Annotated in this window: 19 protein-coding genes; 9 read left to right on the top strand and 10 right to left on the bottom strand. The window is 61.3% G+C overall.

The genetic code is table 11. From position 1 onward, the window contains the following. Nucleotides 1-44: 44 nt before the first annotated feature. From BVH06_RS07275 to BVH06_RS26025, 3 genes are read left to right on the top strand one after another with little or no spacing between them, the layout of a single operon-like run. Nucleotides 45-494 carry a hypothetical protein gene (locus tag BVH06_RS07275; protein WP_075933638.1) on the top strand — a complete coding sequence of 150 codons (450 nt, stop codon included), beginning with the start codon at nucleotides 45-47 and terminating at the stop codon, nucleotides 492-494. Between the two features lie 12 nt (nucleotides 495-506). Then, a complete protein-coding gene (locus tag BVH06_RS07270; RefSeq protein WP_075929217.1) occupies nucleotides 507-1,118 on the top strand; it encodes a superoxide dismutase in 612 nt (203 codons plus the stop codon). A gap of 21 nt (nucleotides 1,119-1,139) precedes the next feature. Then, nucleotides 1,140-1,274, top strand: a complete 135-nt coding sequence (locus BVH06_RS26025) for a hypothetical protein (protein WP_256562703.1) — start codon at nucleotides 1,140-1,142, stop codon at nucleotides 1,272-1,274. Nucleotides 1,275-1,289: 15 nt separating this feature from the next. On the opposite strand, the gene BVH06_RS07265 is transcribed toward BVH06_RS26025, so the two are convergent. From BVH06_RS07265 to BVH06_RS07220, 10 genes are all read right to left on the bottom strand, one after another. After that, nucleotides 1,290-1,562, bottom strand: coding sequence for an HPr family phosphocarrier protein (locus BVH06_RS07265; RefSeq protein ID WP_075929216.1), 273 nt, complete (start codon nucleotides 1,560-1,562; stop codon nucleotides 1,290-1,292). A gap of 12 nt (nucleotides 1,563-1,574) precedes the next feature. Continuing rightward, a complete protein-coding gene (gene rapZ, locus BVH06_RS07260) occupies nucleotides 1,575-2,432 on the bottom strand; it encodes an RNase adapter RapZ (protein ID WP_075929215.1) in 858 nt (285 codons plus the stop codon). Between the two features lie 16 nt (nucleotides 2,433-2,448). Continuing rightward, entirely contained in the window at nucleotides 2,449-2,913 is a 465-nt protein-coding gene (gene ptsN / locus BVH06_RS07255; RefSeq protein WP_075929214.1) for a PTS IIA-like nitrogen regulatory protein PtsN, read from the bottom strand. A gap of 15 nt (nucleotides 2,914-2,928) precedes the next feature. Next, the gene (gene hpf / locus BVH06_RS07250; protein ID WP_013792760.1) at nucleotides 2,929-3,237 is read right to left on the bottom strand and encodes a ribosome hibernation-promoting factor, HPF/YfiA family; all 309 of its coding nucleotides are present in this window, start codon (nucleotides 3,235-3,237) and stop codon (nucleotides 2,929-2,931) included. Nucleotides 3,238-3,474: 237 nt separating this feature from the next. Beyond that, nucleotides 3,475-4,983 carry an RNA polymerase factor sigma-54 gene (locus tag BVH06_RS07245; RefSeq protein WP_075933637.1) on the bottom strand — a complete coding sequence of 503 codons (1,509 nt, stop codon included), beginning with the start codon at nucleotides 4,981-4,983 and terminating at the stop codon, nucleotides 3,475-3,477. A 171-nt stretch (nucleotides 4,984-5,154) separates the two neighbouring features. Then, on the bottom strand, nucleotides 5,155-5,880 hold the full coding sequence (gene lptB, locus BVH06_RS07240) for an LPS export ABC transporter ATP-binding protein (RefSeq protein ID WP_075929212.1): 726 nt from the start codon (nucleotides 5,878-5,880) through the stop codon (nucleotides 5,155-5,157). 2 nt (nucleotides 5,881-5,882) lie between these two features. Continuing rightward, nucleotides 5,883-6,431, bottom strand: coding sequence for a lipopolysaccharide transport periplasmic protein LptA (lptA, locus tag BVH06_RS07235; protein ID WP_075929211.1), 549 nt, complete (start codon nucleotides 6,429-6,431; stop codon nucleotides 5,883-5,885). After that, nucleotides 6,418-6,987, bottom strand: a complete 570-nt coding sequence (lptC, locus tag BVH06_RS07230; RefSeq protein WP_075933636.1) for an LPS export ABC transporter periplasmic protein LptC — start codon at nucleotides 6,985-6,987, stop codon at nucleotides 6,418-6,420. The genes lptA and lptC overlap by 14 nt, the downstream gene beginning before the upstream one ends. A 9-nt stretch (nucleotides 6,988-6,996) precedes the next feature. After that, nucleotides 6,997-7,518 (bottom strand): HAD family hydrolase, encoded by a 522-nt coding sequence (locus BVH06_RS07225; protein ID WP_075929209.1) that lies wholly within the window; start codon nucleotides 7,516-7,518, stop codon nucleotides 6,997-6,999. Beyond that, nucleotides 7,518-8,492 carry a KpsF/GutQ family sugar-phosphate isomerase gene (locus tag BVH06_RS07220; protein WP_075933635.1) on the bottom strand — a complete coding sequence of 325 codons (975 nt, stop codon included), beginning with the start codon at nucleotides 8,490-8,492 and terminating at the stop codon, nucleotides 7,518-7,520. Before BVH06_RS07220 ends, BVH06_RS07225 begins: the two co-directional genes overlap by 1 nt. A 241-nt stretch (nucleotides 8,493-8,733) precedes the next feature. Here BVH06_RS07220 and BVH06_RS07215 point away from each other — a divergent pair, with 241 nt between their 5' ends. The 6 genes from BVH06_RS07215 to BVH06_RS07190 all read left to right on the top strand — a co-directional run bounded on the left by BVH06_RS07215 (nucleotide 8,734) and on the right by BVH06_RS07190 (nucleotide 12,200). Further along, nucleotides 8,734-9,543, top strand: coding sequence for an ATP-binding cassette domain-containing protein (locus BVH06_RS07215; protein ID WP_075929207.1), 810 nt, complete (start codon nucleotides 8,734-8,736; stop codon nucleotides 9,541-9,543). Then, the gene (gene mlaE / locus BVH06_RS07210) at nucleotides 9,543-10,340 is read left to right on the top strand and encodes a lipid asymmetry maintenance ABC transporter permease subunit MlaE (protein WP_074881392.1); all 798 of its coding nucleotides are present in this window, start codon (nucleotides 9,543-9,545) and stop codon (nucleotides 10,338-10,340) included. The genes BVH06_RS07215 and mlaE overlap by 1 nt, the downstream gene beginning before the upstream one ends. Next, entirely contained in the window at nucleotides 10,340-10,813 is a 474-nt protein-coding gene (mlaD, locus tag BVH06_RS07205; protein WP_075929206.1) for an outer membrane lipid asymmetry maintenance protein MlaD, read from the top strand. The genes mlaE and mlaD overlap by 1 nt, the downstream gene beginning before the upstream one ends. An 11-nt stretch (nucleotides 10,814-10,824) precedes the next feature. Then, entirely contained in the window at nucleotides 10,825-11,457 is a 633-nt protein-coding gene (locus tag BVH06_RS07200; RefSeq protein ID WP_075929308.1) for a phospholipid-binding protein MlaC, read from the top strand. Next, nucleotides 11,454-11,762 carry a lipid asymmetry maintenance protein MlaB gene (locus tag BVH06_RS07195; protein ID WP_075933634.1) on the top strand — a complete coding sequence of 103 codons (309 nt, stop codon included), beginning with the start codon at nucleotides 11,454-11,456 and terminating at the stop codon, nucleotides 11,760-11,762. The genes BVH06_RS07200 and BVH06_RS07195 overlap by 4 nt, the downstream gene beginning before the upstream one ends. A 198-nt stretch (nucleotides 11,763-11,960) precedes the next feature. Continuing rightward, entirely contained in the window at nucleotides 11,961-12,200 is a 240-nt protein-coding gene (locus tag BVH06_RS07190; protein WP_027909990.1) for a BolA family protein, read from the top strand. Nucleotides 12,201-12,206 lie beyond the last annotated feature (6 nt).

Raw genomic sequence — 12,206 nt, 5'->3', positions numbered from 1 at the left:
CGTTGCAGCGCATCGGTGTCTGACGTCAGGCGAGGAGGCAGATCATGGAGCAGTGGAAACGACTCATCGAAGCCGGTAACCGCTACTTCGCCGAAGGCCGCTGGGTCGAGGCGCGCGAGCAGTATCTACAGGCACTCGCCCTGGCGCAGGTGCTGTTCGAGCGCTGGCGCGATGCCGATGCAGCGGTGGCCGCGTTCGTCGTCTCGCAGCACAACCTGGCCGACCTGCAGTTGACGATCGGCCACCCCGAGGGCGCGGCCGAGCATTTGTGCGCCTGTCATGAATACCTGTTGCACTGCATGGCGGCCGCGCACCTGTCGCCTGCGCTGCGCCAGGCCGCCATGAATCACAGCCGGCGCACTTACGCCGGTGTATTGAACTTTGTCGCCGAGCACGGGGCCTACCCCCGTACAGATCGATTGCTGGAGGCACATGCGTCCGGCGATGCGTCAACGGCAGCGCATCCGATGCCTGCCGCCCGTCAGTACCATTAGAGGAGTGAAACCATGCCGTATAGCCTGCCTGCTCTGCCTTATGCTTACGATGCCCTGGAACCGCACATCGATGCGCAGACCATGGAGATTCACCACAGCAAGCACCATCAGACTTACGTCAACAACCTCAATGCCGCGCTGGAAGGCAACGCACTGGGCGAGTTGCCGGTCGAGGAGCTGCTGACCCGTCTTAAGGAGGTACCGGAAGACAAGCGCGGTGCCGTGATCAACAACGGTGGCGGTCACGCTAACCACTCGCTGTTCTGGACGGTGATGAGCACCAGCGGTGGCGGCGAGCCACAGGGCGATCTGAAAGCGGCCATCGACAGCCAGTTGGGTGGCTTCGAGGCGTTCAAGGAAGCCTTCACCAAGGCTGCACTGACCCGCTTCGGCAGTGGCTGGGCCTGGCTCAGCGTGACACCGCAGAAAAAGCTGGTAGTCGAAAGTACCGGTAACCAGGACAGCCCGCTGATGAACGGCAACACGCCGATCCTCGGCCTGGACGTGTGGGAGCACGCCTATTACCTGCGTTACCAGAATCGTCGTCCGGAATACATCGGCGCGTTCTATAACGTGGTCGATTGGGCGGAAGTTGCCCGTCGCTATCAAGCCGCGCTGGCGTGATTCACATTTTTGGGAGCATCCATGAGCCCACTGCATGAGCTGATCGTGGCCAACCGCCGCTCGCTGCGTTATGCATTGGGTTTCATGGTGGTTTTTGCGGGCGGGTTGATCCTCGCCCTCAAACTCCTCGACGGCGCTTCGGCCTGGTTCCTCTAAGCGGCTGCGCCTCGGTTATTCGCCTTCGTCGAAGTAGTTGTTGATCAGGTCGACCAGCGCCTGAAGCGCCTCGTCCTCGCGTTCGCCTTCGGTCAGCAGGTGCACGTTGGTGCCTTTGCCTGCCGCCAGCATCATCACCGCCATGATGCTCTTGCCGTCGACCATCGATTCGGCACTACGACCAATCTTGATCTGGCACGGAAAGCGCCCCGCGACGCCAACGAACTTGGCGGCGGCCCGGGCATGCAGACCGAGCTTGTTGATGATGGTGATTTCACGGGCGGGCATCGCGGCAATTCCTTAACTGAGGTCGCGGTGGCGGATCTGAACGTTCTTCAGTAGCGGCTTGAGGGCCTGGCCCAGGCGATTGGCCAGATAGACGGAGCGGTGATGACCACCCGTGCAGCCGATACCCACGGTCACGTAGGAGCGGTTGCTGGCGGCGAAGCGCGGTAGCCACTTGTGCAGGTAGGTGTAGATGTCCTGATACATTTCCTCGACATCCGCCTGTGCTGCCAGATATTCCTCTACGGGCTGCTCCAGGCCGGTGAAATCACGCAGCTCGGGTTTCCAGTAAGGATTGGGCAGGCAGCGCACGTCGAACACCAGATCGGCGTCCACCGGCATGCCACGCTTGAAGCCGAACGATTCGATCAGATACGCGGTGCCTGGCTCCGACTGGTTGAGCAGGCGCAGTTTAAGAATGTCGCGCAACTGATACAGATTCAGGTGCGTGGTATCGATCTTCAGGTCGGCCCGGTCGATGATCGGGCTCAGTAACTTGACCTCGGCGACCATGGCCTCGGCCAGGGAGCGCTGATCGTTGGTCAGCGGATGGCGGCGGCGGGTTTCCGAGAAGCGCTTGAGCAGGGTCTCCTCGCTGGCATCCAGATACAGCACATCACAGTGGATATTGCGCGAGCGAACCTCATCGAGCAGTTCGGCGAAGCGCCTGAGCTGGCTGGGCAGGTTGCGTGCGTCGATGGACACCGCCACCTGCGGATGCAGCAATTCGGTGTTGGGTAATGCGCGCTCCGCCAGCTCTGGCAGCAACCCAGCGGGCAGGTTGTCGATGCAATAGAACCCATTGTCTTCGAGCACATCGAGCGCCGTGCTCTTGCCCGAGCCGGAACGACCGCTGACGATGATCAGGCGCATGGGTTCACCCCGCAGGCTATTGGCCGTTCTGGACGTTCACGACGGTCTGGTACAGGGATTCGCTGTCTTGAGCCTGGCGAAGCCGTTCGCGGACATCCTCACGGTCGAACATGCTGGCGATCTGGCGCAGCAGTTCGAGGTGTTCGTCGGTGGCCGCCTCAGGAACCAGCAGCACGAAGAGCAGGTCGACGGGGGCGCCATCGATAGCGTCGAAGTCGACCGCAGTGCTCAGCTTGAGCAGGGCACTGATCGGCGTGCTGCAGCCGGGCAGGCGGCAGTGGGGAATGGCGATGCCGTTACCGAAGCCGGTCGAACCGAGCTTCTCGCGGGCGATCAGGCTTTCATAGATGGTCTGGCCATCGAGATCGGGCAGGTCACGCGCGATCACGCTGGCTATCTGTTCGAGGACGCGTTTCTTGCTGCCGCCCGGCACGTTCACCAAAGAACGGCCGGGGGTCAGGATGGTTTCAAGTCGGATCATAGGAGAAGGACGAACTCAGCGGGCCATTGCGCCCTGCTGGCGATCGAGCTGTTTTTCCTTGTGCTTGATAAGTTGGCGATCGAGTTTGTCGGTGAGTAGATCGATGGCTGCATACATGTCGTCGTGCTCGGCATTGGCCACCACTTCGCCTCCTGCGATGTGCAAGGTGGCTTCGACTTTCTGCTTGAGTTTCTCGACCTCCAGGATGACCTGCACATTGGTGATCTTGTCGAAGTGTCGCTCGAGGCGCTCGAGCTTCTCTTCGATGTAGCTGCGTAGTGCGTCTGTCACATCCAGCTGGTGTCCACTGATGTTGACTTGCATACCGCTTCTCCTTGTTGCCGTGTGTGAGTGGCGGGTAGTGAACCCACCGCAGGAACACTGGGGCTTTGCTACGGGGCACCTCTAAAAACTACCTACGTTGTCATCGCTGCGTTAAAAACAGGCTCGAATGCTCATTTACAACTCGTAAAGTCGAGCGCGACCCCGGTCGCTTCTCGCCTGTTTTTGCCTTGCGCTGACTGCCTCGCCAACGTTTTTAGAAGTCCCCCACAAGGGCGTTTACATCAGTCGCTTGCGTTCGCTCGAAGGCGCTATACCGAGCGATTCACGGTACTTGGCGACTGTGCGGCGCGCCACTTGAATGCCCTGTGCTTCCAGTAAACCAGCGATCTTGCTGTCGCTCAATGGCTTTTTCGCATTTTCCGCTGCGACCAGTTTTTTGATGATTGCGCGGATCGCGGTCGACGAACATTCACCGCCTTCGGAGGTGCTGACATGACTGGAGAAGAAGTACTTCAGCTCGTAAATGCCACGCGGTGTGTGCATGTACTTCTGGGTGGTGACGCGGGAGATGGTCGACTCGTGCATGCCTACCGCCTCGGCGATGTCGTGCAGTACCAGCGGTTTCATCGCCTCGTCGCCATAATCCAGGAAGCCGCGCTGGTGCTCGACGATCTGCGTGGCGACCTTCATCAGGGTTTCGTTGCGGCTCTGCAGGCTCTTGATGAACCAGCGTGCTTCCTGCAGCTGGTTGCGCATGAAGGTGTTGTCGGCGCTGGAGTCGGCGCGCTTCACGAAGCCGGCATACTGGGCGTTGACGCGCAGACGCGGCATGGCTTCCTGGTTGAGCTCGACCAGCCAGCGATCATTGTGCTTGCGCACGATCACGTCCGGCACCACGTACTCCGGTTCGCTGGACTCGATCTGCGAGCCGGGTCGCGGGTTGAGGCTCTGGATCAGCTCGATGACCGGGCGCAGCTCATCTTCCTTGAGTTTCATGCGGCGCATCAGCTGACTGTAGTCACGGTTGCCGAGCAGATCCAGATAATCGCTGGTCAGGCGCTGCGCTTCGCTGAGCCAGGGCGTGGAGGCGGGCAGTTGGCGCAGTTGCAGGAGCAGGCACTCGCGCAGATCCCGTGCAGCGATGCCCGATGGCTCGAACTGCTGGATACGGTGCAGAACGGCTTCGACTTCATCCAGCTCGACGTCCAGCTCGGGGGCGAACGACTCGACGATTTCGTCGAGGGTTTCCTCCAGATAGCCCTGGTCGTTGATGCAGTCGATGAGCGTCACGGCGATCAGACGGTCCTTGTCGGACATGGGCGCCAGATTGAGTTGCCAGAGCATATGGCTCTGCAGGCTCTCGCCGGATGAGGTGCGGGTGGTGAAATCCCATTCGTCATCATCGTTGCTAGGCAGGCTGCTGGCGCTGGTCTGGTAGATGTCTTCCCAGGCCGTGTCGACGGGCAATTCGTTGGGAATGCGTTCGCCCCATTCACCCTCTTCGAGGTTGTCGACGGTCTGGGTGCTTTCCTGGAAGCTGGATTCCTGAAAGGTCTCTTCCTGGGCGGCGGGCGAGGTCGGGCTTTCGGCGCCATCGGCCATCGGGTCGGAATTGTCGAAGTCTTCGCCTTCTTCCTGACGCTCCAGCATCGGGTTGGATTCCAGCGCCTCCTGGATTTCCTGTTGCAGGTCCAGGGTCGACAGTTGGAGCAGGCGAATGGCTTGTTGCAGCTGCGGTGTCATCGTCAGCTGCTGGCCCATTTTCAGGACTAGCGATGGTTTCATTGCAGACCTTATCCGGCGTCTGTACGTAATCCACGACAGGGCGACGAAGCGCCACTAGGAAGCAAATTATATGCCTGAATCCAAGCCCTTTGCCTAGAGCCTGTTACCATTTCGTTTCGATGTCGCTCGGACGGTAACAGGCTCTTGCAGAGGTTCATGGGGAGGGATCCGCTACAGGCGGAATTCGTGACCCAGGTAGACGTCCTTGACAGTCTGGTTGGCCAGGATCGCCGCCGAATCGCCTTCGGCAATGAGCTGGCCCTCGCTGACGATGTAGGCAGTTTCGCAGATGTCCAGGGTTTCGCGCACGTTGTGATCGGTAATCAGCACGCCAATGCCCTTGGCCTTGAGGTGGTGAATGATCTGCTTGATATCACCGACCGAAATGGGATCCACGCCGGCGAAGGGTTCATCGAGCAGGATGAATTTCGGCGAGGTGGCCAGGGCGCGGGCAATTTCGACGCGGCGGCGTTCACCACCGGACAGGCTCATGCCCAGGTTGTCGCGAATATGAGTGATGTGGAATTCCTGCAGCAGACTCTCGAGTTCCTGCAGCCGCTGTTCGCGGTTGAGGTCTTTACGGGTTTCCAGAATCGCCATGATGTTGTCGGAAACGCTGAGCTTGCGGAAGATCGAGGCTTCCTGGGGCAGGTAGCCAATCCCGGCGCGCGCGCGGCCGTGCATCGGCTGGTGGCTGACGTCGAGGTCGTCGATCAGTACGCGACCCTGATCGGCCTGTACCAGGCCCACGATCATGTAGAAGCACGTGGTCTTGCCGGCGCCGTTGGGGCCGAGCAAACCGACGATCTGGCCGCTTTCGATGCTCAGGCTCACGTCGCGCACGACCTGGCGACCCTTGTAGCTCTTGGCCAGGTGCTGGGCTTTGAGAGTCGCCATGGTTATTGGCCCTGCTCGGCAGCGGGGGCTGCCTTCTTCTGCGGCTGAATCACCATGTCGATGCGCGGTCGCGGGCTCGACACGTTGGTGCCGGTGGCGCGGCCGGCGTTTACGATCTGACGGCGCGTATCGTAGACGATCTTCTCGCCTTCGAAGGTGTTGCCTTCCTGCACGACCTTGGCCTGATCGATCAGCACGATGCGCTCGTTGGCGGCGAAGTACTGGATGGTCAGGCCGTACGCCTTGACGATCTGCTTGTCGGCGGCCGGCTTCTGCTCGTAATAGGCAGGTTTGCCCACCGAGGTGAACACGTCGACTTCACCCTGCGCATTCTGGGTGATGGTGACGGTGTCGCCGGTGATCTTCATGGTGCCCTGAGTGATCACCACGTCGCCGCGGTATACCGCCACGCCTTGTTTGTCGTCCAGTTCAGCGCTGTCGGCCTGCACGCGGATCGGTTGATCGCGGTCACTCGGCAGAGCCCAGGCGCTTACGCTTCCGAGCGTGGCGCCGAGGCTGAGAAGTAGGGGGAGGGTTTTAACGAACCTCATGCTGGCCTCTTACGTTGGACTGCAGGATCATCCTGCCGTCATTCAAGTACGCTTTCATTCCTTGTGCCGTGGTCACCCCATTGGCCGCGTCGATTCTAACGGCTTGCTGGGTCTGCGCATATTCCTTCTGCGGGAATACGGTCAGGCGGCTGGTGGTGAGTATAGTGGGGCGGCCCTTTTCGTCCGTACGCTCGACGCGCACCTGATCGATCAGTTCGACTTCGTTGCCGTCGGGGCCGACTTCGCCACGGGCGCTACGTACCTTCCAGGGCAGCTCGGTGCCGCGGAACAGGTTCATGCGCGGTTCAGTCAGCAGCGTGGTGTCGGTGCTCTGCACGTGCTCGAGTTTTTCGCTGGTCATGTCGTTCTGGACGCGACCGTCGGGCAGATACTGCACGCTGCGCGCGTTGATCGCATAGAAATCGATGGGGTTTTCCGGCCCAGTGTGCTGCGGCGCGCTGGAGAAGCTGTCCGGGTTGATGTTCCAGTAGCCAGCCGCCACCACCAGCAGTGCGCCGAAGGTCAGCAGGACGGGAGTGAGGAATTTGCGCAGCATCGGCGAGCCCTACAGGTAGACGGATTGGGCGGCGTCAAGCGTGCCCTGTCCGCGCATGATCAGTTCACAGAATTCACGAGCAGCGCCTTCGCCGCCCCGTGCTTGGGTCACGCCGTGGGCGTGCTGGCGCACGAAGTCGTTGGCGCTGGCCACGGCCATGCCCAGGCCGACGCGGCGAATCACCGGCAGGTCAGGCAGGTCATCGCCCAGGTAGGCCACCTGCTCGTAACTCAGGCCCAGTTCGCCGAGCAGCTCGTCGAGGACGTCGAGCTTGTCCTCGCGGCCCTGGTACAAGTGCTGGATGCCGAGGTTCTGGGCGCGGCGCTCGACCACCGGCGTTTTGCGACCGCTGATGATGGCAGTGCGTACGCCGGAGTTGATGAGCATCTTGATGCCCTGGCCGTCGAGCGTGTTGAAAGTCTTGAATTCGCTACCGTCGACCAGGAAATACAGCTTGCCATCGGTCAGCACGCCGTCGACGTCGAAGATCGCCAGTTTGATGGCGTGGGTGCGTTGCAGTAGATCGTTCATCACATTACCCCCGCGCGCAGCAGGTCGCCCAGGTTGAAGGCGCCGATCGGACGATGGTTCGTATCGACCACGATCAGAGCGCTGATCTTGTTGTCTTCCATGATCTTCAGGGCCTCGGCGGCAAGCATGTCGGCCCGGGCGGTCTTGCCATGGGGGGTCATGACGTCGTCGATGCGGGCATCGCGTACGTCGATGCCTTTGTCCAGGGCGCGACGCAAGTCGCCGTCAGTGAAGATGCCGGCCAGTCGACCGTCGCTTTCCAGAACGGCGGTCATGCCCAGGCCTTTCTGAGTCATTTCCAGCAGGGCATCGCGCAGGCTGGTGCCGCGCTTGACCTGAGGCAGGCTGTCCCCGGCATGCATGACGTTCTCCACCTTGAGCAGCAGGCGGCGACCCAGAGCACCACCGGGGTGGGAGAAGGCGAAATCCTCGGCCGTGAAACCGCGGGCTTCCAGCAGGGCGATGGCCAATGCATCGCCCAGCACCAGCGAGGCGGTGGTGGAGGAGGTCGGCGCCAGGTTGAGCGGGCAGGCTTCCTTAGCCACGCGGGTGTCGAGATTGACTTCAGCGGCCTTCGACAGTGGCGACTCGGGATTGCCGGTCATGCTGATCAGGGTGATGCCCAGGCGCTTGATCAGCGGCAGCAGGGTGACGATTTCCGCGGTGGAGCCCGAATTGGAGAGCGCCAGCACCACGTCGTCACGGGTGATCATGCCCATGTCGCCATGGCTGGCCTCGGCCGGGTGCACGAAGAACGCCGTGGTGCCGGTGCTGGCCAGGGTCGCGGCGATCTTGTTGCCGATATGCCCGGACTTGCCCATGCCCACCACGACCACGCGGCCCTTGCTGGCCAGGATCAGCTCGCAAGCCTTGACGAAATTGGCGTCGATACGAGGCAGCAGCTCTTGCACCGCCTCGATCTCGAGGCGAATGGTGCGCTGTGCGGAATCAATCAGGTCGCGGGTCTGGTTCATGCTCGGCTTGGACTGCTCGACGAAAAAGACGGGGATTATAGCGGGAAAGCCCTGTGGACTCATCATTCATGCAGCAACCGGTAAATGGCAAAGCTGTCACAACCCTGAACGCTGGTGCGGCCCAGCTTTGGCGGGCAAATGCGCAAATGCTATAGTCCGCAGCCTTTTCTAGGGGCGAACGGAGTGCCCTTGTCCCGATCCCGGGCGTCTGATTAGGAAGGCAGTACGCAATGGAGTTCCGATGAGCGCGGAAAATCAGTACGCGGTCGAGCTTAAGAACGTAAGTTTTCAGCGCGGCGAGCGACACATCTTCAAGAACGTCGATATCTGCATCCCGCGTGGCAAGGTCACCGGGATCATGGGGCCGTCCGGCTGTGGCAAGACCACGCTGTTGCGCCTGATCGCGGCCGAGCTGCGCCCGAGCGCTGGCGAGATTCGGGTCAATGACCTGAACCTGCCCGACCTGTCGCGCAGCGAGCTGTTCGATATGCGCAAGCAGATGGGCGTGCTGTTCCAGAGCGGCGCGCTGTTCACGGACCTCGACGTGTTCGAGAACGTGGCCTTTCCGCTGCGTGTGCACACCCAGCTGCCCGAAGAAATGATTCGTGACATTGTTCTGATGAAGCTGCAGGCCGTCGGCTTGCGCGGCGCCATCGAGCTGATGCCTGATGAGCTATCCGGTGGCATGAAGCGTCGCGTGGCGCTGGCGCGGGCAATCGCTCTGGATCCGCAGATTCTCATGTACGACGAGCCGTTCGTCGGCCAGGATCCGATCGCCATGGGCGTGCTGGTTCGGCTGATTCGTCTGCTCAACGATGCGCTGGGGATCACCAGCATCGTGGTGTCCCATGATCTGGCCGAAACGGCCAGCATCGCCGACTACATCTACGTGGTCGGCGACAGTCAGGTGCTGGGCCAGGGAACGCCGGCCGAGCTGCGTGACTCGGATAATCCACGGGTACGTCAATTCATGCAGGGAACGCCAGACGGCCCGGTTCCCTTCCATTTCCAAGCGCCGAATTACCACGACGATCTACTGGGAGGGCGCTGATGCGCAGGACATCTTCACTCGAACGCGTTCGCCTGTTCGGGCGGGCGGGTATCGATGTGGTCGCCGCGCTCGGGCGTTCGACGATCTTTCTACTGCGCGCGCTGTTCGGCCGCGGCACCTCGGGCAATGGCCTGCAGTTGTTGATCAAGCAGCTGTATTCGGTGGGTGTGCTGTCCCTGGCGATCATCGTGGTATCGGGTGTGTTCATCGGCATGGTGCTGTCGCTGCAGGGCTTCAGCATTCTGGCCAAGTACGGTTCCGAACAGGCGGTGGGGCAGATGGTCGCCCTGACGCTGCTGCGCGAGCTTGGGCCGGTAGTGACCGCGCTGCTGTTCGCCGGGCGTGCCGGCTCGGCGTTGACCGCCGAGATCGGCAACATGAAATCCACCGAGCAGCTGTCGAGCCTGGCGATGATCGGCGTCGACCCGCTCAAGCACATCGTCGCGCCGCGCCTGTGGGCCGGGTTCATTTCCATGCCGCTGCTGGCGATGATCTTCAGCGTGGTCGGCATCTGGGGCGGCGCGATGGTCGCCGTCGACTGGCTGGGTGTCTACGAAGGCTCGTTCTGGGCCAACATGCAAAACAGTGTTTCGTTCCGCGAAGACGTGCTCAACGGCGTGATCAAGAGCCTGGTCTTCGCCTTCGTGGTGACCTGGATCGCCGTGTTCCAGGGCTATGACTGCGAACCCACTTCCGAAGGCATCAGCCGTGCGACCACCCGCACGGTGGTGTATGCCTCGCTGGCCGTACTGGGGCTGGACTTCATTCTGACCGCTTTGATGTTTGGAGATTTCTGATGCAAAACCGCACGATGGAAATCGGTGTCGGCCTGTTCCTGCTCGCCGGCCTGCTGGCCCTGCTGCTGCTGGCTCTGCGAGTCAGCGGTCTGGCGCCGGGTAGCAACGTCGACACTTACAAGGTTTACGCGCATTTCGACAACATTGCCGGCCTTACCGTACGCGCCAAGGTGACCATGGCGGGGGTCAATATCGGTCGCGTCACCGCCATCGATCTGGACCGCGACAGCTACACCGGGCGCGTAACGATGGAACTCGACAGCGCTGTCGACAATCTTCCGGTGGACTCCACCGCATCGATCCTGACCGCTGGTCTGCTCGGTGAAAAGTACGTGGGTATCAGCGTGGGCGGCGACGAAGAGTTGCTGGCCGATGGCGGAACCATCCACGACACCCAATCTTCCCTGGTGCTGGAAGACCTGATTGGCAAGTTCTTGCTCAATTCGGTGAACCGTGACCAGGAAAGCCAATGAGGTACCCGATGATGATCAAGACCCTGCGCAACAGCCTTGTCGCTCTGCTGGCCACCCTGCCATTGATGGCCATGGCTGCGCCTGCTGCCCACGAAGTGGTGCAGAAAACCACCGACACCCTGCTGGCTGATCTGAAAGCCAACAAGGATGAGTACCGCCAGAATCCCGAGGCCTTCTACAACTCGCTCAACGAGATTCTCGGCCCAGTGGTTGATGTCGACGGCATTTCGCGCAGCGTGATGACCGTGCGCTACTCCCGCGAAGCCACGCCCGAGCAGATGACGCGCTTCCAGGAAAACTTCAAGCGCAGCCTGATGCAGTTCTACGGCAACGCGCTGCTGGAATACAACAACCAGGACATTCGCGTGATCCCGGCTTCCGGCAAGCAGGACTCGCAACGGACTTCGGTGAACATGGAGATCCGTGACGGCAAGGGCACCGTGTACCCGCTGTCCTACACCATGGTCGCCATGGACGGAACCTGGAAGCTGCGTAACGTGGTGATCAACGGCATCAACGTCGGCAAGCTGTTCCGCGATCAGTTCGCCCAGTCGATGCAGAGCAACCGCAACGATCTCGACAAGGTCATCGACAGCTGGGCCGACACCGTCGCCAGGGCCCGCCAAGCTCGGGGGACGTCGTGAGTTCAGCGGCCATCGTCGAGCAGGCGCCGGGCGTGTTCGCACTCTCCGGCGTGCTCGACCACCAGAGTGGCCCGGCCCTGCGTGAGCAGGGCGGGCGGCTGATCCGTGCCACTCAGGCGGCGGCTTGCGTGATCGACTGCTCGGCCGTCGAGAAATCCAGCAGCGTCGGCCTGTCGCTGCTGCTGTGCTACATGCGCGATGCGCGCACTGCTGGCAAGCAACTGAGCGTGCGGGCGCTGCCCCAGGATATGGGCGGAATCGCCAAGGTTTGCGAGCTGCAGCACGTGCTGCCGATGTCGGCCTGAGCGCTTGGCTACCAGGCGCGCCGCCGGCTGAAGTGGAAAATCGCCGCTGGCGATTTTTTGGTATGATGCCGGCCCCATGTCTGCCGGTCATCACCGAATGACGCTGCCAGGCGCGTCCCGCTGTCCGGACATGGTCTGCTTTCACAGGCGTCGCCAGGCGACGTCCACGCATATTGGATACGTTGATCGAGGTTGAGCATGCAGGCCCTTGAGGTAAAAAGTTTCTTGGAGACCAAATTGCCGGATGTTCAGGTAGAGGTCGACGGCGAAGGCTGCAACTTCCAGCTCAACCTGATCAGCGACGAGTTGGCCGGCCTCAGCCCGGTCAAGCGTCAGCAACAGATCTACGCTCACCTCAACCCCTGGATCGCCGATGGCAGCATCCACGCCGTGAGCATGAAATTCTTCAGCCGTGCCGACTGGGCCGCGCGTTCCTGAGACGAC

Origin of the sequence: Pseudomonas sp. PA27(2017) (genome assembly GCF_001945445.1) — a bacterium.
Taxonomy (GTDB): domain Bacteria; phylum Pseudomonadota; class Gammaproteobacteria; order Pseudomonadales; family Pseudomonadaceae; genus Aquipseudomonas.
The sequence above is the reverse complement of the archived record's forward strand: the minus strand, read 5'-3'. Positions and strand labels throughout refer to the sequence as shown.